This is a genomic window from Blautia sp. DFI.1.216 (genome assembly GCF_020594215.1).
Classification (GTDB): Bacteria; Bacillota; Clostridia; order Lachnospirales; family Lachnospiraceae; genus Blautia_A; species Blautia_A wexlerae.
Genome location: NZ_JAJDML010000005.1, coordinates 17341 through 42419 on the forward strand (window position 1 = coordinate 17341; position 25079 = coordinate 42419).

Annotated in this window: 26 protein-coding genes; all 26 read left to right on the forward strand. The window is 42.2% G+C overall.

From position 1 onward, the window contains the following. Nucleotides 1–98 precede the first annotated feature (98 nt). The 26 genes from gltX to glgA all read left to right on the forward strand — a co-directional run bounded on the left by gltX (nt 99) and on the right by glgA (nt 24870). Nucleotides 99–1550: a glutamate--tRNA ligase gene (gltX, locus tag LJE11_RS03150; RefSeq protein ID WP_020994074.1), complete on the forward strand. Its 1452-nt coding sequence runs from the start codon at nt 99–101 to the stop codon at nt 1548–1550. Between the two features lie 2 nt (nt 1551–1552). Then, the gene (locus LJE11_RS03155) at nt 1553–3379 is read left to right on the forward strand and encodes an ATP-dependent helicase (protein ID WP_008704113.1); all 1827 of its coding nucleotides are present in this window, start codon (nt 1553–1555) and stop codon (nt 3377–3379) included. Then, nucleotides 3376–3927: a 4'-phosphopantetheinyl transferase family protein gene (locus LJE11_RS03160; RefSeq protein WP_008704112.1), complete on the forward strand. Its 552-nt coding sequence runs from the start codon at nt 3376–3378 to the stop codon at nt 3925–3927. The genes LJE11_RS03155 and LJE11_RS03160 overlap by 4 nt, the downstream gene beginning before the upstream one ends. 3 nt (nt 3928–3930) lie before the next feature. Continuing rightward, nucleotides 3931–5061, forward strand: coding sequence for a hypothetical protein (locus LJE11_RS03165; RefSeq protein ID WP_008704111.1), 1131 nt, complete (start codon nt 3931–3933; stop codon nt 5059–5061). Between the two features lie 34 nt (nt 5062–5095). Then, nucleotides 5096–6034, forward strand: coding sequence for a stage III sporulation protein AA (gene spoIIIAA / locus LJE11_RS03170; RefSeq protein ID WP_008704110.1), 939 nt, complete (start codon nt 5096–5098; stop codon nt 6032–6034). After that, a complete protein-coding gene (locus tag LJE11_RS03175; protein ID WP_008704109.1) occupies nt 6019–6537 on the forward strand; it encodes a stage III sporulation protein AB in 519 nt (172 codons plus the stop codon). The genes spoIIIAA and LJE11_RS03175 overlap by 16 nt, the downstream gene beginning before the upstream one ends. Before the next feature lie 81 nt (nt 6538–6618). After that, on the forward strand, nt 6619–6813 hold the full coding sequence (gene spoIIIAC, locus LJE11_RS03180; RefSeq protein WP_008704108.1) for a stage III sporulation protein AC: 195 nt from the start codon (nt 6619–6621) through the stop codon (nt 6811–6813). Nucleotides 6814–6865: 52 nt separating this feature from the next. Further along, complete coding sequence (locus tag LJE11_RS03185; RefSeq protein ID WP_020994071.1) at nt 6866–7252, forward strand: SpoIIIAC/SpoIIIAD family protein; 387 nt, start codon at nt 6866–6868, stop codon at nt 7250–7252. Then, nucleotides 7249–8478, forward strand: a complete 1230-nt coding sequence (locus LJE11_RS03190) for a stage III sporulation protein AE (protein ID WP_008704105.1) — start codon at nt 7249–7251, stop codon at nt 8476–8478. The genes LJE11_RS03185 and LJE11_RS03190 overlap by 4 nt, the downstream gene beginning before the upstream one ends. A 32-nt stretch (nt 8479–8510) precedes the next feature. After that, nucleotides 8511–9077 carry a stage III sporulation protein AF gene (locus tag LJE11_RS03195; RefSeq protein WP_008704104.1) on the forward strand — a complete coding sequence of 189 codons (567 nt, stop codon included), beginning with the start codon at nt 8511–8513 and terminating at the stop codon, nt 9075–9077. 40 nt (nt 9078–9117) lie between these two features. Further along, entirely contained in the window at nt 9118–9378 is a 261-nt protein-coding gene (locus LJE11_RS03200) for a hypothetical protein (protein WP_227194528.1), read from the forward strand. Between the two features lie 10 nt (nt 9379–9388). Then, nucleotides 9389–10141, forward strand: coding sequence for a SpoIIIAH-like family protein (locus tag LJE11_RS03205; RefSeq protein WP_020994069.1), 753 nt, complete (start codon nt 9389–9391; stop codon nt 10139–10141). Between the two features lie 155 nt (nt 10142–10296). Beyond that, nucleotides 10297–11886: a peptide chain release factor 3 gene (locus tag LJE11_RS03210; RefSeq protein WP_008704101.1), complete on the forward strand. Its 1590-nt coding sequence runs from the start codon at nt 10297–10299 to the stop codon at nt 11884–11886. Between the two features lie 68 nt (nt 11887–11954). Further along, nucleotides 11955–12341 carry an Asp23/Gls24 family envelope stress response protein gene (locus LJE11_RS03215; protein ID WP_008704100.1) on the forward strand — a complete coding sequence of 129 codons (387 nt, stop codon included), beginning with the start codon at nt 11955–11957 and terminating at the stop codon, nt 12339–12341. 64 nt (nt 12342–12405) lie between these two features. After that, nucleotides 12406–12828 (forward strand): transcription antitermination factor NusB, encoded by a 423-nt coding sequence (gene nusB / locus LJE11_RS03220; RefSeq protein WP_008704098.1) that lies wholly within the window; start codon nt 12406–12408, stop codon nt 12826–12828. Then, the gene (gene xseA, locus LJE11_RS03225) at nt 12825–14054 is read left to right on the forward strand and encodes an exodeoxyribonuclease VII large subunit (RefSeq protein ID WP_020994067.1); all 1230 of its coding nucleotides are present in this window, start codon (nt 12825–12827) and stop codon (nt 14052–14054) included. The genes nusB and xseA overlap by 4 nt, the downstream gene beginning before the upstream one ends. Next, entirely contained in the window at nt 14032–14271 is a 240-nt protein-coding gene (xseB, locus tag LJE11_RS03230; protein WP_008704094.1) for an exodeoxyribonuclease VII small subunit, read from the forward strand. The genes xseA and xseB overlap by 23 nt, the downstream gene beginning before the upstream one ends. Continuing rightward, the gene (locus LJE11_RS03235; protein WP_008704093.1) at nt 14255–15142 is read left to right on the forward strand and encodes a polyprenyl synthetase family protein; all 888 of its coding nucleotides are present in this window, start codon (nt 14255–14257) and stop codon (nt 15140–15142) included. The genes xseB and LJE11_RS03235 overlap by 17 nt, the downstream gene beginning before the upstream one ends. A gap of 13 nt (nt 15143–15155) precedes the next feature. Next, nucleotides 15156–17024, forward strand: coding sequence for a 1-deoxy-D-xylulose-5-phosphate synthase (gene dxs / locus LJE11_RS03240; protein WP_008704091.1), 1869 nt, complete (start codon nt 15156–15158; stop codon nt 17022–17024). Then, nucleotides 17024–17833, forward strand: coding sequence for a TlyA family RNA methyltransferase (locus LJE11_RS03245; RefSeq protein WP_008704090.1), 810 nt, complete (start codon nt 17024–17026; stop codon nt 17831–17833). The genes dxs and LJE11_RS03245 overlap by 1 nt, the downstream gene beginning before the upstream one ends. A 23-nt stretch (nt 17834–17856) precedes the next feature. Beyond that, nucleotides 17857–18717: an NAD(+)/NADH kinase gene (locus LJE11_RS03250; RefSeq protein ID WP_008704089.1), complete on the forward strand. Its 861-nt coding sequence runs from the start codon at nt 17857–17859 to the stop codon at nt 18715–18717. A gap of 18 nt (nt 18718–18735) precedes the next feature. Beyond that, entirely contained in the window at nt 18736–19194 is a 459-nt protein-coding gene (gene argR, locus LJE11_RS03255) for an arginine repressor (protein ID WP_008704088.1), read from the forward strand. 83 nt (nt 19195–19277) lie between these two features. Then, complete coding sequence (recN, locus tag LJE11_RS03260) at nt 19278–20969, forward strand: DNA repair protein RecN (RefSeq protein WP_008704087.1); 1692 nt, start codon at nt 19278–19280, stop codon at nt 20967–20969. 154 nt (nt 20970–21123) lie between these two features. Continuing rightward, on the forward strand, nt 21124–22341 hold the full coding sequence (gene spoIVB / locus LJE11_RS03265; protein WP_020994066.1) for a SpoIVB peptidase: 1218 nt from the start codon (nt 21124–21126) through the stop codon (nt 22339–22341). Between the two features lie 220 nt (nt 22342–22561). Next, a complete protein-coding gene (gene spo0A, locus LJE11_RS03270; RefSeq protein WP_008704085.1) occupies nt 22562–23368 on the forward strand; it encodes a sporulation transcription factor Spo0A in 807 nt (268 codons plus the stop codon). A 53-nt stretch (nt 23369–23421) separates the two neighbouring features. Then, nucleotides 23422–24870, forward strand: a complete 1449-nt coding sequence (glgA, locus tag LJE11_RS03275; protein WP_008704084.1) for a glycogen synthase GlgA — start codon at nt 23422–23424, stop codon at nt 24868–24870. Nucleotides 24871–25079 lie beyond the last annotated feature (209 nt).

Consider the following 25079-nt stretch of genomic DNA (forward strand, 5'->3'; position numbering starts at 1 on the left):
GACGTATAATAAACCCGAAAGTAGAAAGGCGCTGCTTTTAAGCAGGGTCTTTTTTTACAGATTTTGAATATATAAAAAATTCAGGAGTGAAAAAAGTTATGACCAAGATCAGAACAAGATTTGCACCAAGCCCTACAGGCAGAATGCATGTTGGAAATTTAAGAACAGCATTATATGCATACCTTATTACAAAACATGAAGGCGGAGATTTCATCCTCCGTATTGAAGATACAGACCAGGAACGTTACGTAGAAGGCGCTGTAGATATTATCTACCGTACTCTTGCAAAAACAGGACTTCTCCATGATGAAGGTCCGGACAAGGACAAAGGCTTTGGACCGTATGTTCAGAGTGAGCGTCAGGCACAGGGAATCTATCTGAAATATGCACAGCAGTTAGTAGAACAGGGTGATGCATACTACTGTTTCTGTAAGAAGGAAGAACTGGAAGGTATGAAACGTGTTGTGGCAGGAAAAGAGATTTCCATTTATGACAAACGCTGCCTTAAACTTTCCAAAGAAGAAGTACAGCGTCGTCTTGATGCAGGAGAACCACACGTAATCCGTTTCAATATGCCAACAGAGGGAACTACAACATTCCATGATGTAATCTACGGAGATATCACAGTAAACAATGAGGAACTGGAAGATCTGATCCTGATCAAATCTGACGGATACCCAACTTATAACTTTGCAAACGTAATCGATGACCATTTAATGGAGATTACACACGTAGTAAGAGGTAACGAGTATCTTTCCTCAGCTCCGAAATACAACCGTATCTACGAAGCTTTCGGATGGGATATCCCGGTTTATGTACATTGTCCGTTGATCACAGATGAGACACACCAGAAGCTTTCCAAACGTTGTGGACATTCCTCTTATGAAGACCTGCTTGATCAGGGATTTGTTTCAGAAGCGATCGTCAACTATGTGGCACTTCTCGGATGGAGTCCTTCTGACAACAGAGAGATCTTTACACTGGATGAACTGGTACAGGCATTTGATTATCATCATATCAATAAATCTCCGGCAGTATTTGATATTGCGAAACTTCGTTGGATGAATGGTGAGTATATCAAGAAAATGGATGCGGATGAATTCTATGAGAGAGCACTTCCGTATATGAAAGAAGTTCTGAAGAAAGACTACAACTTCAAGAAGATTGCAGGAATGGTACAGACCAGAATCGAAACATTCCCTGACATTCCGGCTCTGATTGACTTCTTTGAGGAAGTACCGGAATATGATTCCGCCATGTACTGCCATAAGAAAATGAAGACAAATGAAGAGACTTCTCTTACAGTATTAAAAGAAGTACTTCCGGTTCTGGAAGAACAGAAAGATTATACAAATGATCCGTTATTTGAAACATTAAGTGCATTTGTAAAAGAGCATGGTTATAAGAACGGATATGTAATGTGGCCTCTGCGTACTGCTGTTTCCGGCAAGCAGATGACGCCGGCCGGTGCTACTGAGATCATGGAGATCATCGGTAAAGACGAGACAATCAAACGAGTAAAGGCAGCTATTGAGAAATTAAGCAAATAAATATGAAGAGAAATCCATCTCAACTTCGGGCAATCACTCACCTGTCAGGACCTATGATGGTCCTGGCAGGTCCCGGCTCGGGGAAAACTTCCGTTATTGTGGAGAGAACTGCATACATGATCAATGAGGGGAAGATACCGGCTTCTTCTATTTTGGTTGTAACTTTTTCCAGAGCAGCGGCAACAGAGATGAAAGAACGGTTTTTGAAATTCGTGGGGCAGAACAGAAGCGAAGTGACTTTTGGAACTTTCCACGGAATTTTTTATGGGATTTTGAAAGCGGCCTATCATCTGAGTGCGGCCAATATTCTTTCTGAGGAAGAAAAATTCAGTATTCTACGTGAGATGACTGAGAAATATGGACAGGAAATGGCTCAGGAGGGAGATTTCATTGAAGAAGTTGCCAGGGAAATCAGTGTTGTAAAGGGGAACTGTATTTCTCCGGAGCATTATTATGCATCCTGTTGCTCGGATGAGATATTCAGGGACATTTTTCATGGCTATAAGCAGGCTCTGAAGGCGAAACGCAAGCTGGATTTTGATGATATGATCCTCTGTTGTTATGAACTTTTTTCTCAGAGACAGGATATCCTGAATGCATGGAGAAGAAAATTTGTCTACATTCTGGTGGATGAGTTTCAGGATATCAACAGCTTACAATACAAGATTTTGCAGATGTTGGCGGCACCTGTCAATAATCTGTTTATTGTAGGGGATGATGACCAGTCCATCTATCATTTCCGGGGCGCAAGACCAGAGATTATGTTAAATTTTACAAAGGATTATCCGAAGGCAGAGACAGTCCTTTTGAATGTGAATTACCGGTGCAGTAAGAATATCTTGCGTACAGCCATGGAAGTGATCGGATGTAATACCAGACGTTTCAAAAAGCAGCTGGATACTCCAAATGAAGAAGGGATGCCTGTGACGTGCAAGGAATTTGATAATCCAAGAGAAGAGTATATGTGCGTGGTGGCAGCACTAAAAAAAAGAATGGAGCGCGGCGAGGATCTGCTGAATACGGCAATCCTGCTTCGTACAAATCAGGAATCGGAAGGTCTGATCAATGTGCTGATGGAATATCAGGTTCCTTTTACAATGAAAGAACAGCTTCCCAATCTTTTCCGCCACTGGATCTGCCGGGCGCTTCTGGCTTATCTTGAAATGGCAGCAGGAGACAGGAGCAGGAAGAATTTTCTGGAGATCATGAACCGGCCAAATCGCTATATTTCCAGAGAAGCGTTGAACAGTTCGCAGATTAATTTTAATGAACTTCGGGAATATTATAAAGACAAAGACTGGATGTGCGACAGGATTACCACACTGGAAACGCATCTGAGGATTCTTGGTACTCTTTCCCCTTTTGCTGCGATTAATTTTATCAGAAAAGGAATGGGATTCGAAGAATACTTGCGTGAATATGCACAGTATCGTAAAATAAAACCAGAGGAACTGCTTGAGACCCTGGACCGGATCCATGAGAGTGCAAAAGGCATGAAAACCCTGGCGAAGTGGCAGGCTTACATAGAAGAATATACGAAGCGCCTGAATGAACAGGCAAGGAAACAGCAGGATAAAAAAGAAGGAGTGACTATATCCACACTCCATGCGGTAAAAGGTCTGGAATATGATATTGTGTATATTCTGAATGTTAATGAAGGAAGCATTCCATATCGCAAGGCGGTTTTGGCAGAAGCAGTGGAAGAAGAACGAAGATTGTTTTATGTAGGGATGACCAGGGCGAAAAAGAAGCTGGTGCTTGCCTATGTGAAACGCCAGTATGAGAAGGAACGGGAGCCTTCCCGGTTTCTTGAGGAGACAGGCCTATGAATAAAGGAATTATTTACTGTACAAAAATACGGGAAGAATATGAAGGCGCACATATGGAGCATATGATCGCAGAGAAACTTCTGGAAATCGCACTGAAAAAAGAATATGGAATCAATCTGTACAATGAACCCAGAGCAGAGGGAGAACATGGAAAACCATTCCTTTCCTATCGTCCGTCCCTGCATTATAATATCAGTCATTCCGGAAAATATGTGGTATGTATTCTGGCTGATCAGGAGGTTGGAATTGATGTGCAGATTCATTGCAGAGCCAATTATGAAAGAATGCTCAGACGTATGGTACCCCGGGAACAGTATCTCGAAATTCTCTCAGATATAAATGTGGAAAAGAAATTTTTTGAACAGTGGGTACTGAGGGAAGCTTATATCAAATGGACCGGTGAGGGGCTTTCCAGAGACATGAGGACTATATCCATGGATGAAGGCAGTCATATGCTGCTTGATATGGAAGACGGTTACAGTGGAGCAGTATGGGCAATGAATCCCATGGAAATCAACTGGAAATATGAAGACATCATACTTGGGTAAGACATGAACAGACAAACGAAGAAAGAAATCCGAAGACTGGCAGTGAAGATTCTTGTAGCAGTACTGGCACTTGGACTGGCTTTCTGGGGATATGCTTTCGTATACAGGGGTAAGACGGAACCTCCTGCAAAATATCCGGTAACCAACCAGGATGCTGCAGTGTATTCATTACGCGGACAGATACAGATGCTGTCGCAGCAGGAGGAGTTAAATACCTTTGCCTTTGAGGGCAGAAAAAAAGAAAAAGAGTACGGAACTTATATTATTCCCGGACTGAGATATACAAGAACATTCCTGAATGTAGAGGGTACAAAACAGGCGGTATGTACTTCCATGACTCCTCAGGGACTTGCAGTGACCGATGAGTATGTACTTGTAAGTGCCTATTGTCATACGGAAAAACATAACTCTGTTATTTATGTGATCAACAAAGAAACTCACAGATTTATCAAAGAGGTAGTCCTGCCAGGTCTGCCTCATGTAGGCGGACTTGCCTATGATCAGGAACATGATATGCTGTGGTATTCTTCAAATACCAATGGAATCGCACAGGCGATCAGCATTAAGATGGATGTGCTGCGTGACTATAATTATGCGGATAACCATATGCCTGTGCAGGTAAATCAGACATGTAGTCTTTATGGAATCGTGAGAGATTCTTTTATGACTTTCTATAAGGGGTGCCTGTATGTAGGATGTTTTAACAAATATACAGAGAGCACCATCGCGAGATATGCGGTGGATTCAAAAGGTGATCTGGTGAATACTTTTAATGAGGAACTTGGCATGATGTTTGAAATGGCGGTTCCGCTGGATTATTCTACAATATCAGAACAGGCACAGGGAATGGCTTTTTATAACGATAAGCTGTTGTTGTCTCATTCTTTTGGTATTCTGCCATCCAGGATTGTTTTTTATGAACAGTCGGATAAACGTCTGTATGTCAATGAAAATTCTGCAAGATCATACAGAATGCCTGAGATGATCGAGCAGATTGTTGTAGAGGGGGATGAACTTTACGTACTCTTTGAATCAGGAGCTTATGCGTACAGGGGGTATGCAGGAAATGTGGTAGACCGGGTTCTGAAGCTGAATCTGATAAAAATGGAAGAGTCTTATCAGGAAGAGTACTAAAATCGGTTTGTCCACATATATTAAGTGTAAAGAGGTGAGACATATAGAAGCGCAGCAGATTGAAAACCTGTTTGCCGGAAATATCCGGAATCTTTTAATGGATGCGAAGCTGGATTATGATAAATTATATGAGATACGCCTTCGTGTAGGGCGTCCGTTGTTTTTAACTTATGACGGAGGAGAGTGTTTTTTGCGAAAACCGGGTCAGGAACAGTATCTGGTGACAACGGAAGATTTGAAAGAAACACTGGAATATGTCACAGGATATTCCCTGTATGCTTATGAGGATGAGATCAGACAGGGATTTATCAGTGTTCAGGGTGGTCACAGAGTAGGTGTGACCGGAAAGGTAGTGCTGGATCGGGGCAGGATCATGGGAATGAAATATATTTCCTGCATCAATGTCCGTCTGGCACATGAGATTCAGGGATGTGCGGATAAGGTGATGCCTTATATCCGTACAGAGAAATGGGTTGCAAATACATTGATCATTTCACCGCCAAGGTGTGGAAAGACTACGCTGCTCAGAGATATTATCAGGCAGCTCAGTAATGGATGGGCCAATACCCAGGGTCTGACAATAGGTGTGGTGGACGAGAGAAGTGAGCTGGCAGGCTGTTATCAGGGAATTCCTCAGAATGATCTGGGAATGCGTACAGATGTGCTGGACTGCTGTCCGAAATCAGAAGGTATGCAGATGCTGGTACGTTCCATGTCACCGGATGTGGTTGCAGTGGACGAGTTAGGCTGTGAAGAGGATTTCAAGGCAGTTGACTCAGTGATCCACTGCGGATGTAAGCTGATTGCGACTGCACATGGAAGCTGTCTGGAGGATGTTCTGGATCAGCCATTCTTTTATAAGCTTATGGGCGAGAAAGTATTTGAACGTTATATTATCCTGGACAAAAATGATCAGGCAGGATGTCTGAAAGCTGTATTAGATGAAAATGGAAAAGTATGCTTAGAACAGTAGGATTGTGTGTAATTGTAATTTCCGGTGTCGGTTGCGGTTTTGCCATGAGCAATGAACTTGGCAGACGCAAAAAGATGATGGAAATGATCTTACGGATGATCATCCTCCTAAGAGGAGAAATACGTTATGGAAATAAATCTCTGTACGATGCCTTTACAGGTGCTTCCGGGAAACTGGAAGGGAAGTACAGAGAATTTTTTATACTTACGGCACAGAAAATGAAAGAAAAAACAGGGGATTCCTTTGGGACAATCTTCAGAGAATCGGCCGGAAAGTGTCTGGATCTGGATTGTCTTTCGCAGGAAGAGAGAGACAGATTTTATTCACTGGGAGATCAGCTTGGTTATCTTGGACTGGATATGCAGCTAAAACAGATGGATCTGATGGAAAAGGAAACAGAATATGCGATCAGGGAACTCAGGAAAGATTTTTGTGAAAAAAGAAAATTATACCGCAGTATGGGAATATTGGGCGGAATATTTGTGGCTGTGTTTTTTTGGTGAGCATGTATTTATAATCTGTTTCTTTACTGTGTAGATTACTGTTTTGCTGTATCTGGCAGCAGAAGCCGGAAAGGAGAGACTGTGGAGGTAAGTCTTATTTTTAAAATCGCTGCAGTAGGGATTCTGGTTTCTGTTCTCTGCCAGATCCTGAAACACAGTGGAAGGGATGAACAGGCATTTCTGGTAAGCCTGGCGGGGCTTCTGATGGTGCTGTTCTGGATTGTTCCATATATTTATGAACTGTTTGAAAGTATTCAGCAGTTGTTTGTGCTGTGATTTCAAATCAACTGTTATGGCAGTTGACAGAACAGAAAGAGGTTTGAATGGCATGGATATTGTGAAAGTTTCAATCATGGGTATCTGCGGAATGATGCTTGGTTTTATTCTAAAAGAAACCAGACCGGAATTTGCTGCACTTGTGACCATGATGACGGGTTTTCTGATTCTTGGTCTTGCAGCAGGAAAAGTTTCTTATCTGTTTGAAACCATGAACAGGCTGAGAGAAAGCTTCCCCATAGACAGCAGTTATCTCACAGTTCTGGTTAAGATTATCGGGATCACATATATCGGACAGTTTTCATCTGCAATCTGCAAAGATGCCGGATATCAGATGATCGGAACACAGATCGACCTGTTCTGTAAACTGTCTGTGATGGTTCTGAGTATGCCGGTACTGCTGGCAATTCTGGATACGATTTCGGAGTTTATGATATGAGGCAGGATAAAGAGAGAAGTATCAGGGAACAGGCAGATCTGTGGAAAGGTTACTGGTGTATACTGGCATGTATACTCTTGGTAGGAAGAGTGTCATATCTTACATTCTTTCAGAATCATATAGTATCCGTATATGCCGCTGCGCAGACAGAACAGAAAGAAGATTCTTCAGTACAGATCCTGCAGGAGAATCTAATGGAAGAGATACAGATTGATGATGTGCAGAAAATGTTGGATGAGATTATGGATGACCATGTTTTTTCTGTCAGGAAAGCACTGATGAATATCATAAACGGGGAGGAGCCTGTTTCAAAAGAGACTGTACGGAGCTTTTTGTATAGTCTCTTTTTTTCGGATATAGAGAATGAAAAAGGATTAATACTGAAACTTTTACTTGTGATTTTTATTGCAGCGGTGCTGGCGGAGTTTGCTGATGTTTTCGGAAACGGACAGGCTGGCAGTATCAGCTTTTATATTGTCTATCTTGCGCTGTTTACAATGCTTATGGAGAATTTCTCAAGGCTTGGAAGTACGCTTACAAACTGGCTTCTTGGACTGACGGATTTCATGAAAGTTCTGTCTCCGGCTTATTTTATGACAGTGGCTGCATCAACCGGATCATCAACGGCTGCTGCATTTTATGAAGGGATTTTGCTGATGATCTGGGCGGTTCAGTGGCTTCTTGCAAATCTGTTTCTGCCTGCTGTAAACCTGAGTTTGCTTCTGAAAATGGTTAATTATTTGTCAAAAGAGGAGATGCTTACAAAAATGGCAGAACTTTTGGATGTAGCTGTAAACTGGGGGTTGAAAACTCTTCTGGGAGCTATTGTTGGTCTGCAGATTGTGCGGAATATGGTGAGCCCGGTGATGGATGCCATGAAGCGTTCTGCTGTTGGCAAGGCAGCGAGTGCGATTCCCGGCATTGGAAATGCAGTGACCGCTGTAACAGAATTAGTGCTGACCAGTGCAGTGATGGTGCGAAACAGTTTTGGCGCAGTAATCGTGATCCTTCTGTTGCTGATTGGAGCAGGACCGATTATCCATTATGGAAGTCTTTCTCTGGTTTATCGTTTTCTGGCTGCGATTGCACAGCCAATTTCTGACAAAAGAGTTGTGGGAGCCCTGAGTACAATGGGGGAGGGATGTGCAATGCTTTTAAAGCTTTTGCTGACAGCAGAAGTACTTTGCATGCTGACATTCCTGATAGTTGTAGTTTCTGTATCCTGATGAACTGACAGAAAGATTGCCGGAGGAAACATATGAAAGAAGAGCTGTATTTATGGATTCGGAATCTGGCAGTATTTTATATCTTTTTCACTGCGGTTCTGAATCTGATACCTGACCAGAAGTATGAGAAATATGTACGCTTTTTTATGGGCCTGCTGCTGATTTTTATGATGAGTACCCCGATATTTTCCATTCTTGGAAAAGGTTCGGAACTGACGGAAAGTTTTCTGGATAATTTTTCTGAAGAAAACAGAGAGAAAGAACTCCGGGAATTTCAGAATATTCAGAAAGTCTATCTGGAAAAAGGTTACGAACTGGAACTGGAACAGAAAATCCGGGAAACTCTGGAAAAAAGAGGCATAGAAGTATATAAGGTGAAAGTAAATATAGAAGGGGAGGAGACGCAGGCAAACCTTGTACTGAAGACAGAAATTTCTCAGGAGGAGAGAAAGGAGCTTAAAGATGCGCTGGTGGAAGAGTGGGGACTTAAAGAAAACAGAATTTGTATCCAGATTGTCCGAAATGAATCCGGCAAAATGGGGAATCCTGTTGCTCATCGGAGTACTTCTGGCAGTAGCGGCGATGCCTGTATCCAGTAAGCAGCAAAAGAAAAATACGGCAGGAGAGCAGAGTGAAGATATGCAAAAAAATGTTCTGGAAGAGAAACTTGAAGCATTTCTTGAAAATACGGAAGGGGTGGGAAAGGTACAGGTTATCCTGATGACAGATGAGAAGAAAGACAGGCAGAGCTTCTATAATTCAGAAACCATACAGGTGACCGGTGTTCTGATTTCTGCGGAAGGTGGAGGAAATCCTGTAGTGGTCCAAAATATTCAGGAGGCGGTCATGGCATTATTTCAGGTGGATGCTCATAGAATTAGAATAATGAAAATGAAATGAGGAGATAAATGTGAAAAAAGTCATCGGAAAAAATCAGGTCATTATTACATCGCTGGCAATTCTGATTGCAGTGGCAGGATATCTGAACTTTGCAGATGTAGATCTTGGATTCAGGGATAAGGAGGCAAGTACGGACAGCAGCAGTATCCTTGAAGATGCAGGATATGATCTTACAGATGAAACTGCTCTTCTGGATGAAAATCAGGCAGATGGAGGTCTGACTGATAACAGTCTTACAGACAGTCAGGAAACGGATACTCCCGGGGAGGCTGTGTTTACGGGTTCTACAGGATTTGCCGCACAGGCAAAGATCAGCAGAGAACAGGTGCGCTCACAGAACAAGGCAGATCTGCAGGACATTATCAATAATGAAGAAATTGATGATGAAGAGAAGCAGGAGGCAATACATACGATGGTCTCGATGACAGACCTTTCAGAAAAAGAAGCGGCAGCAGAGCTTTTGCTGGAGGCGAAGGGCTTTAAGAATGTAGTTGTAAATCTTACCGGAGAAACTGCGGATGTTGTGATCCCTGAAGCAGAACTTTCTGATGCACAGAGAGCACAGATTGAAGATATTGTAAAAAGGAAAACAGGAATTGCGCCAGAAAATATTGTGATCACCCCACTGAAGGAGAGTGAAGATGCAGAAGATACAACACAGACAGATGAAACATCAGCAGATACTTCGTATGAGGAAGACAGCGAAACATCAGCACAGCCATATGAGGATACCGCAATCGATACAACTGATATTTATGACTGATATTTTGATATGAATATGCGAACATATATCTTGACAGAAAAGAGGTGCATATACTAGAATAGGAATGCTGTAAAAAAATAGAAAACGTAACTGATACCGGCTGTTGCCGGTGTTTTATGCAAACAATTATAAGAAAGCGCAACAGGAGGCTGAACGTGTCTAAGTATACGAATGAAATAGAAAAAAGAAGAACATTTGCCATTATTTCCCATCCGGATGCAGGTAAAACTACACTGACTGAGAAATTCCTGCTGTATGGCGGAGCAATCAATCTTGCCGGAAGTGTTAAAGGTAAGGCAACAGCCCGCCATGCAGTGTCAGACTGGATGGAGATCGAAAAAGAGAGAGGTATTTCCGTTACTTCCTCTGTTCTGCAGTTTCATTATGATGGTTACTGCATTAATATTCTGGATACACCGGGACATCAGGATTTCTCGGAGGATACTTACCGTACACTGATGGCAGCAGATTCTGCAGTCATGGTAATCGACGGTTCCAAGGGTGTGGAGGCACAGACCAGAAAACTGTTCAAGGTCTGCGTAATGCGCCATATCCCGATTTTTACATTTATCAATAAGATGGATCGTGATGCAAACGACACATTTGACCTTCTTGATGAGATTGAGAAAGAACTTGGCATCGCAACCTGCCCGATCAACTGGCCAATCGGTTCCGGTAAGAAATTCCGCGGTGTTTATGACCGTAATACAGAGAAAATACTTACCTTTTCTGATACACAGAAAGGTACCAAAGAAGGTGTGATCGAGGAAATCCCGTTAAGTGACAGCCGGGCAGATGAGATTATGGATCCGGAGCAGAAAGCACAGCTTCTGGATGAGATTGAGCTTCTGGACGGCGCAAGTGCAGATTTTGACCAGGAGCTGGTAAGCAAAGGTAAGCTGACACCTGTATTCTTCGGATCTGCGCTGACAAACTTCGGTGTGGAAACATTTCTGGAACATTTCCTGAAGATGACAACATCACCGCTTCCGAGAGTGTCTGATATTGGGGAAATTGACCCCATGGATGATGATTTCTCAGCGTTTGTATTTAAAATCCAGGCAAACATGAACAAGGCACACAGAGATAGAATCGCATTTATGAGAATCTGTTCCGGTAAATTTGACGCTTCCCAGGAAGTATATCATGTGCAGGGTGATAAAAAGATGCGTCTGCTTCAGCCGCAGCAGATGATGGCAGAATCCCGCCATGTGGTAGATGAGGCATATGCCGGAGATATTATCGGTGTTTTTGACCCGGGTATCTTTTCCATCGGAGATACAATTTGTGCACCCGGTAAAAAGTTTGCATTCGAAGGTATTCCTACATTTGCACCGGAACATTTTGCGAGAGTCCGTCAGATTGATACTATGAAGAGAAAACAGTTTGTTAAAGGTATCAATCAGATCGCGCAGGAAGGTGCTATTCAGATTTTTCAGGAGTTTAATACCGGTATGGAAGAAATTATTGTAGGTGTTGTAGGTGTCCTGCAGTTTGATGTTCTGAAATATCGTCTGGAAAATGAATATAATGTAGATATCCGTCTGGAAACACTTCCATATGAACATATTCGCTGGATTGCAAATAAAGAAGAAGTAAAAGTGGATAAGATCATTGGAACCTCTGATATGAAAAAAGTTACTGATCTTAAGGGAAATCCGCTGCTCCTCTTTGTAAATTCCTGGAGTGTGGGTATGACAGAGGACAGAAATCCTGGCTTAATATTAACGGAATTCAGTAAATAACCCTTTTCATTTATCTGTCGATTTGGTATAATGAACAAAGATTAAAGAATCCCTCAGGAGGTTTTCAGATGGCAGAGAAAAGAATAACATATAAAATACAGGATTTAGGAGGCATTGGTGAGGTCCAGATCGCAGATGAAGTGGTCGCTATCATTGCCGGACTTGCTGCTACGGAAGTAAACGGAGTTGCTTCCATGGCAGGCAATATCACAAACGAACTGGTAAGCAAACTTGGAATGAAGAATCTTTCCAGAGGTGTTAAGGTTACTGTACTCGAAGGAGTTGTAACAGTAGACCTGAACCTGAATATCGAATATGGTAAGAACATTCTTGAGACAAGTAAGAAAGTTCAGGAGAAAGTAAAATCATCCATAGAGAATATGACAGGTCTTGAGGTTGCAGATGTTAATATTCATATTGCCAGTGTAGATATGGAGAACGAAAAAGGAAAGTAACCCTTTCCTTTTTTGTGTACTTAAGAGATATTTAGAAAGGAAAGCTGTTTATACAGCAAAAATTATGCGAAGAAGAGAGCAGAGAGAACATATTTTTAAATTACTGTTCATGACAGAATTTAATTCAGAGGAAGAGATGAGTGAGCAGCTTTCACTTTATTTTGATACTCTGGAGGAACTTTCAGAGAAAGATCAGGAGTATATGAGCCGGAAATACCGCCATGTACTTGAAAAATTAGACGAGATCGATGCACTGTTAAATGAGACAAGCAATGGCTGGAAGACAAAGAGAATGAGCCGCGTTGACCTGACTGCCCTGCGTCTGGCAGTGTATGAACTGAAATATGACAAAGATGTACCTACAGGTGTAGCTATCAATGAGGCGGTAGAGCTTGCCAAACGTTTTGGCGGTGAGACTTCCGGTTCCTTTGTAAACGGTATCCTTGGCAAGATTGCTAACAGTGAAAGCGAAGAAAAATCAGAATGAAAAACACATATTCTGTAGGTCAGGTAAACCGTTATATCAAAAATATGTTTACCCAGGATTATTTACTGCAGAAGATTTATGTAAAAGGCGAGGTGTCCAATTGTAAATATCATACAAGCGGACACATCTATTTTTCCCTGAAAGATGAGACAGGAACATTGAATTGTGTGATGTTTGCCGGACACAGACGGGGACTTGCATTTGCCATGAAAAATGGCGATAAGGTGATCGTTGGCGGGAGTGTGGATGTATATGAACGCGACGGCCGCTATCAGATGTATGCAAAGGAGATTACCCTGGAAGGTGCAGGAATTCTGTATGAGAGATATCTTGCATTGAAGCAGGAACTGGAAGATATGGGAATGTTTGCACAGGAGTACAAACAGCCCATTCCGAGATTTATCAGACGTCTGGGTGTGGTAACTGCACCGACAGGTGCGGCTGTTCAGGATATCCGCAATATTTCCTATCGAAGAAATCCCTATTTACAGATTATTTTATATCCGGCTCTTGTACAGGGGGCGGGTGCGGCAGAAAGTATTGTAAAAGGAATACAGATGCTTGATAAGACAGATGTGGATGTGATTATTGTGGGAAGAGGCGGTGGCTCTATTGAAGATCTCTGGGCGTTTAATGAAGAAATCGTGGCCAGAGCTATTTTTGAGTGCAGTACACCCATTATTTCCGCAGTAGGTCATGAAACGGATTTTACAATTGCTGATTTCGCTGCTGATCTGCGAGCTCCTACTCCTTCTGCTGCGGCAGAGCTTGCGGTGGATGATTACAGAAGTGTGATTGAAGCAGTCAGTATTTACAGGCAGCGGTTATATCGTGCAATGAGTGGTAAAACGGATCTGTACCGCAGCAGACTGGAGCATTTTCAGACAAAATTTGCTTATCTGAGTCCGGAGAACAGGCTGCGGGAGCAGAGACAGCGTCTGGCAGATCTGGAGAATGCTGTACAAAATGGAATGAACAGGAAACTTCAGGATGAGAGACACAGATTGTCTGTTTATCTGGAACGTTTTGCAGGACTTTCCCCTTTAAAGAAACTGAATCAGGGATATTCTTATGTGGCAGATAAATATAAAAAGACATTGACAAGTGTAGAACAGGTACAAAATGGGGATACCATTTATATATCTGTGACAGACGGTACGATAGAAGCAGATGTTACAGGTACGGTGAAGGAGGAGAGAATCTATGGCGAAGAAAGAAAACTGTGAGCAGTTACAGGAGGAGAAATCTCTGGAAGAGATGTTTGCAGAACTGGATCTGCTGGCTGAAAAACTGGAAAACAGAGACACATCGCTGGAGGACTCTTTTATACTGTACAGACAGGGCATGGAACTTTTGAAACTTTGCAGCGGGAAGCTGGATACAGTGGAGAAGAAAATGCTGCAGCTTAATGAGGATGGTACATTTAGTGAATTTTCAAGATGAATTAGCAAAGAGAACGGAAGAAACAGAGAAAGTGATCAGAAGCTTTCTGCCTGCAGAGGCGGGATTCGCCGGAACAATGGCTCAGGCTATGAATTACAGTATGCTGGCAGGAGGCAAGCGCCTTCGGCCAATGTTGATCCGGGAGACATATCGCCTGTTTGATGGTAAGGAAGAAGTTGTAAAACCGTTTATGGCAGGAATGGAGATGATCCATACTCATTCCCTGATCCATGACGATCTTCCTGCACTTGATGATGATGATTACAGGCGCGGCAGACTGACTACACATAAGGTATATGGGGAAGCCATGGGGGTGTTAAGCGGTGTTGCGCTGCTTAATTACGCATACGAAACCATGTTTCAGGCATTTGCCCTGACAAAAGAGCAGGATCGGGTAATCCATGCGTTGAGAGTGGTCTCACAGAAAACAGGCATTCATGGAATGCTTGGAGGACAAAGTGTTGATGTGGAAAATGACGGAAAGCCCCTTGAAAAAGAGATGCTTGACTATATTTACAGAAATAAGACGTCAGCATTGATAGAAGCCTCCATGATGACAGGCGCAATTCTTGCAGGAGCAAATGAGCAGGAAGTATCTGCAGTGGAGAAAGCTGCCGGAAATATAGGACTGGCTTTCCAGATTCAGGATGATATTCTGGATGTGACCAGCACTGCAGAAGAACTGGGAAAACCTGTACACAGTGATGAGAAGAATAATAAAGTTACTTATGTGACTCTTTTTGGAACAGAGAAGGCTGCTGAACAGGTGGAAGAACTCTCAGAAAAGGCAATCGATCTGCTGAAGAGTCTGAATAAAAATAACGAGTTTCTGTATTTGTTAATTGAAAAATTAATAAACCGCAGAAAATAAAGGAAGGATACAAATGATTCTGGAAAAGATTAAGAAACCCAATGATATCCATAAGATACCATTGGAAGATTTCGAGCCTCTGGCAGCGGAGATCAGGGACTTTTTAATCCGGTCAGTAAGTCAGACAGGCGGACATCTTGCTTCAAATCTGGGAGTAGTGGAACTGACTCTGGCTCTTCATAATGTGCTGGATTTTCCGGAAGACAAACTAATCTGGGATGTAGGACATCAGGCATATACACATAAGATTCTTACCGGAAGAAAAGATGAATTTAAGAATCTGCGACAGGAAGGTGGATTAAGCGGTTTTCCTAAGAGAAGTGAGAGCCCCTGTGATGCATATGATGCAGGACACAGTTCCAATTCAATTTCGGCAGGACTGGGATATGTGCATGCCAGAGATATTCTGGGACAGAAGCATCATGTGGTTTCTGTGATAGGAGATGGTGCTCTCACCGGAGGAATGGCGTATGAGGCATTAAATAATGCTGCAGAGTTAAAGACAAATTTTATTATTATCATAAATGACAATAATATGTCCATTTCCAGAAATGTAGGAGGCATGTCCACTTATCTGAGTGCACTAAGAACTGCAGAAGCTTATACAGGAATGAAGATGGGTGTGACAAAGGCACTGAAGAAGGTTCCGAAGGTAGGGACTGCTCTGGTAGATACTATGAGAAAAACCAAAAGCAGTGTCAAGCAGCTTTTTATTCCGGGAATGCTGTTTGAAAATATGGGACTGACATATCTGGGACCTGTTGATGGTCATAATATGCGTCAGATGATGAAACTCTTTAATGAAGCAAAACGGGTAGAGGGACCGGTAGTTGTTCATGTCCTGACAAAGAAAGGCAGAGGATACGAACCTGCAAGTGCCTATCCGGACAGGTTTCATGGAACAGGTCCTTTTGATATTAAAACAGGCCGGGTACTTCAGAAGAAAACAGTGCCGGGTTATACAGATGTTTTTTCCAAAGCACTGGTCTCTCTTGGTGAGAAAAATAAAAAACTGACAGCTATTACCGCAGCCATGCCGGATGGAACCGGACTTGTGGAATTTTCCAGGAGATTTCCGGACAGATTTTTTGATGTGGGAATCGCAGAGGAACATGCGGTGAGTTTTGCGGCGGGTCTGGCTCTTGGCGGCCTGGTTCCTGTTGTTGCCATCTATTCATCTTTTCTGCAGCGTGCTGTAGATCAGATCCTGCATGATGTATGTATGCAGAAGCTTCATGTGATTTTTGCTGTTGACAGGGCAGGGCTTGTAGGCGCAGACGGGGAGACGCATCAGGGCTGCTTTGATCTGTCTTATTTGTCCATGATGCCGAATATGACTGTTCTGGCACCGAAGAATGACAGAGAACTGGAAGAGATGCTTGCATTTGCGGTAAGCTTTGACGGACCGATTGCAATCCGCTATCCGAGAGGCAGTGCGCATCAGGGGCTTCGGGAATATCAGGCACCTGTGGAATATGGCAGAAGTGAGATTATCCGCAAAGGAAAAAAAATCGCTGTGCTGGGAGTGGGAAGTATGATCCCGTCCTGCATGGAAATCTGTAAAGGACTGAAAGATGACGGCTATGATCCTACTTTTGTAAATGCCAGATTTGTGAAACCACTGGATGTGGATCTTCTTGATGAACTGGCAAAGGATCACAGTCTGTTTGTGACAGTAGAAGAGAATGTGAAAAACGGCGGATACGGAGAGCATGTGTCTGCTTATATGGAAGCCTGTCATCCGGAAATAAGAGTGTTGTCGGCAGCTGTCTGGGATCGTTTCGTACCCCAGGGAAATGTAGAAAGCCTGCGCAGCCGGATTGGACTTGGAGTGGAAGACATCAGACAGGCAATAGAAGATAGTGAGGAATTAAGAGAGTAATGAAGAAACGTTTGGATATGCTTATGATGGAACGTGCCCTTGCACCATCCCGCGAGAAAGCAAAGGCATTCATCATGGCAGGCGATGTATATGTTGATGGTCAGAAAGAAGATAAGGCGGGAACCATGTTCCCGGAGACTGTAAAGATTGAGGTCAGAGGAAACACTCTTCCGTATGTAAGCCGTGGTGGGCTGAAACTTGAAAAAGCTATGAAAAACTTTGATGTCACATTGGATAGTAAGGTCTGTATGGATGTAGGTGCGTCCACCGGAGGGTTTACAGATTGTATGTTACAGAACGGGGCAGTAAAAGTTTATTCCATTGATGTAGGATATGGACAGCTTGACTGGAAGCTTCGTAATGATCCGCGTGTAGTCTGTATGGAGAAAACCAATATCCGCTATGTGGTACCGGAGGATTTGGGAGAACCGGCAGATTTTTCATCAATTGATGTGTCCTTTATTTCTCTTACAAAAGTACTGCTTCCTGTAAGAAATCTCCTTACAGATGAGGGTGAGATCGTATGTCTGATCAAGCCGCAGTTTGAGGCGGGGAGAGAGAAAGTCGGAAAGAAGGGGGTTGTAAGAGATCCTGCTGTTCATCAGGAAGTGATCGAAAAAGTGCGCGATTATGCCATGAGTATTTTTATGGAGCCATGTCATCTTTCTTTTTCGCCAATTAAAGGACCGGAAGGAAATATCGAATATCTTCTTCATCTGAAAAAACATCCGGAAGGTACCGGGGTTACCGACAGCCTGAAGGTATCTGTAGAAGCTGTTGTGGCAGAGGCTCATGGACAGTTGGATTAAAAAGGCTGAGTCAGGAAGAAACTATGGACAGGTTTTATATTATTACAAACAGTGACAAGGATAAAAAACTTGAAATCACAGAAAAAATCGCAGATTATCTGAAAACACATCACAAAAACTGTGAAGTACAGCAGGCAGAAAGGAAACATGAGGGTTCCTTTCATTATACAGATCCTGATAAGGTTCCGGACGATACACAGTGTATTATTGTTCTGGGAGGAGATGGCACACTTCTTCAGGCAGCAAGGGATGTGGTGCATAAGGAAATTCCTCTTCTTGGAATCAATCTGGGAAATCTGGGTTTTCTTGCAGAAGTGAATCAGACCTCTCTGTACAGTGCTCTGGATCAGCTGATGGCGGATGATTACGAGGTAGAAGAACGCATGATGCTGGAAGGAAGGGTGTACCGCGGCAGAAAACTGATCGGACAGGATATTGCATTGAATGACATTGTGATCGGCAGAGACGGTCATCTCCGCGTGGTCCGGTTTAAGAATTATGTAAATGATGTTTATCTTAACTCTTATAATGCTGATGGAATTATTATTTCAACACCTACCGGATCTACCGGATACAGTCTGTCAGCGGGAGGACCTATTGTATCGCCCAATGCCGCCATGACGATCATGACTCCCATAGCACCACACACGCTGAATACAAGAAGCATTATTTTTCCTGCGCAGGATGTGATCACTGTAGAGATAGGAAAAGGAAGACACTGTGACTGTGAAAAGGGAATCGCATCTTTTGACGGAGATACATTTATCCCCATGGTCACCGGTGACTGCATTCAGATCCGGCAGGCAGATGTAAAGACAAAGATTCTGAAGCTGAACCATTTAAGTTTTGTTGAGGTATTGCGCCGGAAGATGAGAGACAGCTGATCAGCAGGAGGAAATAAGGTGAAAGTTGCGAGACATGAGAAAATTATTGAACTGATTCATCAGTATGATATTGATACACAGGAAGAGCTGGCCTCCAGACTTAATGAGGCAGGATTTAAGGTGACACAGGCGACTGTATCCAGAGATATTCGTGCTCTCAAGCTGACAAAAGTGGCAGGAAAGGACGGAAAGTCCCGTTATGCAATTATTAATAATGAATCAGGAAGTCTTGGAGAAAAATATACAAGAGTATTGGAAGATACCCTGCTTTCTATTGATGTGGGACAGAATATCATTGTGATCAAAACCGTTTCCGGAATGGCCATGGGCGTGGCAGCAGCCCTGGATGCGTTGAAATGGCCGGAAATACTGGGATGTATTGCAGGTGATGACACTATTATGTGTGCTGCAAAGACTGCAGACATGGCACTGGGAGCAGCAGAGAAACTGAGAAGTTTTGTCAGATTGAATAAGTGATTCCACGAGTAACTGCTCAATACCTTTGCAGTTACAATCCTGAACTTTTAACATTACAAATGACTTGATTATGGAGGCAATAAATGTTAGCTCATCTGCATGTGAAAAATCTTGCATTGATAGAAGAAATAGAAGTAGAATTTGGTCCCGGACTGAATATCCTGACCGGTGAGACCGGAGCAGGTAAATCTATCCTTCTGGGGTCTATGCAGCTGATCTTGGGTGCAAAAACTTCTAAAAATATGATAAGGGAAAATGCATCCTATGCACTTGTGGAGCTGCTTTTTCAGGTAGAAAACGAGAAAGCGCTGGAGACACTGAAAGCACTGGATATCTGTCCGGAAGATGGACAGGTACTTCTGTCCAGAAAAATCATGGATGGAAGAAGCATCAACAAGATTAATGGAGAGACAAGTACTGTAGGTCAGATGAAGGCCGCTGCTGCATGCCTTTTGGATATCCATGGACAGCACGAGCATCAGTCACTTCTGTATCAGGATAAGCAGCTTGCAATCCTGGATGCATATGGAAAAGAAAAAATCCTTCCTGCAAAGGAGAAAGTATCTCTGGCATACAAAGAATACAGCAAATGCAAAACAGAACTTGGTTCCATGAATATGAATGAGGAGCAGAGGAATCGTGAGCTGGCTTTTCTGGAGTTTGAGATCAAAGAAATCGAGAAAGCAAATCTGCAGCCGGGAGAGGATGAGGAACTGGAAGCCCGGTACAGAAAAATGAGCAATGCAAAACTCATCGTTGACTCCCTACAGCTTGTACATAATCTCACAGGCTATGAAAGCAAGGAAGGCGCCGGAGAGACTGTCGGAGAGGCATTAAAGGAATTCTCTCATGTAACACAGTATGATCCGGAGCTTACACCTCTTGCAGAGACACTTACTTCTGTAGACGGTCTTCTGAATGATTTTAACAGAGAATTATCCGCTTATCTGGACGAGCTGACCTTTGATGAAGGAGAGTTTTATGAGACAGAGAGAAGACTGGATCTGATCAATGGACTGAAGGCAAAATATGGACGTACCATTGAGGAAATTTTCACATATCGCAAACTTCAGGAAGAAAAACTGGAAAAATTACATAAATATGAAGAAAATTTACAGGAATTAAAGGAGCATCTCAGAGAACTGGAAAATATTCTTGAGAAAAAGTCGGATGAATTAGCAAAAATCCGTAAAGAATACAGTAAACAGCTTGAGCAGAAGATTATTCAGGGATTGAAGGATTTAAACTTCCTGGATGTGAATTTTGCCATTGATTTCCGGAAAAAGAAAAACTACACAGATAATGGAACCGATGATATCCAGTATCTCATTTCTACAAATCCCGGAGAAACTCTGAAGCCACTGGGACAGATCGTATCCGGCGGTGAGTTGTCTCGAATCATGCTTGCATTAAAGGCAATCCTTGCAGACAGAGATGAGATTGAGACATTGATCTTCGATGAGATCGATACTGGTATCAGTGGAAGAACTGCACAGAAAGTCTCTGAAAAGATGGCAGTGATCGGACAGCATCATCAGGTACTCTGCATCACGCATCTGCCGCAGATTGCAGCTATGGCAGACAGTCATTTTGAAATTGAAAAACATCTGCAGGGAACTGAGACTATTACCCAGATCCATGTGCTTAAAGAACATGATTCCATCCGCGAACTGGCAAGACTGTTAGGTGGTGCAGAAATTACACCTGCAGTTCTTGAGAATGCGAAAGAGATGAAAGAATTGGCACAGAAACAAAAAAATACAAGATTTAAATAAAATAATTGACCACATACTAAGAGAGGATAATCTTTGTGACGGATTGTTCTCTCTTATTTTTGTACCTTTCGGGTTTACTGTGATGGGAAGTGTTTTATGGCAATTTCACAGTTACAGAATTTCATAAATACAGAATGAAAGGATGTGCATAACAATGAACAAAAGAAAATACAGACTTTTTGTCATCTGTTGTCTTGTGCTGGATCTGTTGGTGATGCTGATATCAGGTTACAGATATCTGGACAGAAAGATACCTGACGAAATTCAGATTTCCAGAGGCAAAAAAACAGAAGATGTCACAGAAGTTTTGTCAACACCGTTTGTTACATTTGAAGAAGCAGTTACTGTTTCGCAGGATGGAGGCTATATTCTGCCCTGTAAACTTTTGGGTTATATTCCATTTAAAGAAATAAAAGTGACACCTGCAGATGATCAGGAAATTTATGTCAGCGGAAGCACCATAGGAATTTATATGCAAACAGAAGGTGTTCTGGTGATTGACACCGGTGAAATTCAGAATCGGAATGGTGAGACAGAGGAGCCTGCGAGAAATATTATCAGACAGGGAGATTACATTATCTCATTTAACGGAGAAAAAATCTCTACAAAAAGAGAACTGATAGATGACATCTCAGAACTTGATGGCAGCGAAGTTACACTGGGGATAAGCCGCAAAGGAGAGAGTATTCCTGTATCTGTAACTCCTGTAAAAGACAAAAAAGGAGACTATAAACTTGGAATCTGGGTAAGAGATGATACTCAGGGGATAGGAACACTTACCTACGTAGATCAGAATGGTAATTATGGTGCCCTTGGCCATGGAATCAGTGATATAGACACTGCCCAGCTTCTGAATATCCGAAACGGAGCTTTGTATAAAGCCCGGATTCTTGCGATTAACAAAGGAAGTAAAGGCAATCCCGGCGAACTTGCAGGATATATCTGCTATGATGACAGAAATATTCTTGGAACTATCGAAGCAAACAGCAGAAACGGAATTTATGGTCAGTTCACAGGGATTGCAGATGATGCGATCACTTTAAAGAAAATGCCGGCTGCGTATAAGCAGGAAGTGAAGATTGGAACAGCCACAATTCTCTGCAGTACAGATGGCGAGGTAAAAGAATATGATGCAGAGATCAGAAAAATAGATTTGAATCATGAAGATACCAACAAAAGTTTTGTGATAAAGGTGACAGATAAAGAACTTCTGGAAGCTACAGGAGGGATTGTACAGGGGCTCAGCGGAAGCCCGGTTATCCAGAATGGAAAAATCATTGGTGCGGTAACTCATGTATTTGTTCAGGATGCTTCCAGCGGATATGGAATCTTTATTGAAAATATGCTGAAAAATACAGAAAGACTTTTTTAATGGATGATCAGGATTATGAAACAAAAATCTGATTATTGTCGAAATATATCAGATGCCTGTGAAAAATGAAAATAAAGAAAAAAGAATCACCAAAGCTGTCGACATAAAATAGGACAAATTTCCCTCTGTGTCTTGATTTTTCCGTAAGCATTCCTCTATAATATGTGATGAACCGAAAAAGAAAAGAGATTTATTGAAAAATGGGGGAGGAGTGAAATTTATGGAAAAATTAAATGTGGCAATTGCAGATGATAATGAGAAAATGGTGGAAGTACTTGGTCAGATAATAGAAGAAGACAAAGATCTGGAACTTGTGGGAAAAGCGCATAACGGAGAAGAAATCTGTAATATTATACGTGAAAAGGAACCGGACGTTGTGGTTCTGGATATTATTATGCCGAAAATGGACGGACTGGCAGTAATGGAGAAATTTGCCAATGACAAAAGTCTCAAAAAGATCCCATCATTTATCGTAGTTTCGGCAGTCGGTCAGGAACGTATTACAGAAAATGCATTTAACTTAGGGGCAGATTATTATATCCTGAAGCCTTTCGATAATCAGATGCTGCTTAATCGTATCAAACATGTGCGCAGAGCCGGCGAGAGAAGAATACGTCAGATCGGGCGGCAGCCTGAAAGGACAGAAGACAATCCGGTACCTGTGAGAAATCTGGAAACAGACGTGACAAATATCATTCATGAGATTGGAGTGCCTGCACATATTAAAGGATATCAGTATCTGCGTGACGCCATCATCCTGTCAGTTAATGACATGGAGATGCTCAATTCCATTACCAAGATACTGTATCCTACGATTGCAAAGAAACATCAGACAACAGCCAGCAGAGTGGAACGGGCTATCAGACACGCCATTGAAGTTGCCTGGAGCAGAGGAAAAATGGACACAATAGATGAATTATTCGGTTACACAGTCAGTACAGGAAAAGGAAAACCCACAAATTCAGAATTTATTGCTCTGATTGCAGATAAAATCAGACTGGAATATAAAAATCGCTCTTTCCAATAGTCATAGTTTGGAGTATAATTATTCAATAAAGGCTACCAAGGAGGGTTTTTCGCATGAAAAATATTTTATTTGCAACATCTGAAGCTGTACCATTTATCAAAACAGGAGGTCTGGCAGATGTAGCTGGCTCATTGCCGAAATATTTTGATAAACGATATTTTGATATTCGTGTGATCTTACCGAAATATGCCTGTATGAAACAGGAATGGAAAGATAAAATGAACTATATCACACATTTCTACATGGATCTTGGATATAAGAACTGCTATGTAGGAATCATGCACATGGAGTACGAAGGAATTCAGTTTTATTTTATTGACAATGAATACTATTTCAGCGGACCCAAACCATATGATGGAGGAACATGGGATCTGGAGAAATTTGCATTCTTCTCCAAAGCTGTACTGTCAGTTCTTCCGGTTATCGGATTCAGACCGGATATTATACACTGTCATGACTGGCAGACCGGACTTGTTCCCGTATATCTGCACGACAGCTTCCAGCAGAATGAATTTTTCTGGAATATCAAGACGATCATGACAATACATAACCTTAAATTCCAGGGTGTATGGGATGTACAGACAATCAAGAATATCACAGGACTGTCCGATTATTATTTTACAGCAGACAAACTGGAAGCATATAAAGATGCCAACTATCTGAAGGGCGGTATTGTGTTTGCAGATGCAGTCACTACTGTAAGCAATACTTATGCAGAGGAAATCAAGACGCCGTTCTATGGAGAAAAACTGGACGGTCTGATGTGTGCGCGTGCAAACAGCCTGCGTGGAATTGTAAATGGTATTGATTACAATGAATTCAATCCTGAAACAGATCCATATATCACAAAGACTTATAATGCAACAACTTTCAGAAAAGAGAAAGTTAAGAACAAACTTCAGCTGCAGAGAGATCTTGGATTGCAGGAAGATCCGAAGACGATGATGATAGGTATTGTATCACGACTGACAGATCAGAAAGGGTTTGATCTGATCGCATATGTGATGGATGAGCTTTGCCAGGATGCTATCCAGCTTGTAATTCTTGGAACCGGTGATGAACGTTATGAGAATATGTTCCGTCACTTTGACTGGAAATATCATGGAAAGGTATCTGCTCAGATCTATTATGATGAGAAAATGTCTCACCGTATCTATGCATCAGCAGATGCGTTCCTGATGCCGTCCTTATTTGAGCCATGTGGTTTGAGTCAGCTGATGAGTCTCCGTTACGGAACACTTCCGATCGTCAGAGAAACAGGTGGACTGAAGGATACGGTCGTACCTTATAATGAATATGAGGGAACCGGAAACGGATTTTCTTTCAGAAACTACAATGCGCATGAGATGCTTGCAACAGTGCGCAATGCGGAAAGAATCTATTATGATAAGAAACGTGAATGGAATAAAATGGTTGATCGTGCTATGGCAGCTGATTTCTCATGGGGTAATTCCGCACGTCAGTATGAAGAAATGTACAACTGGCTGATTGGTGATAAATAGAAACAGAGAGAAATATTAAAAACTACGAAAGAGCAGGGAATGTAAAAAAAGCACATTCCCTGCTTTTACTGTTATGTTGTTACTGTTTACACACCATTATCCCGCGAGGTGTTTTGGCATGAATATGCCAAAATCCCGAGACATACAAGCCGAAATTCCATTGCCGCAGGCAATCTGAAATGAATTTTGGCTACGTTACTGTGAACAGA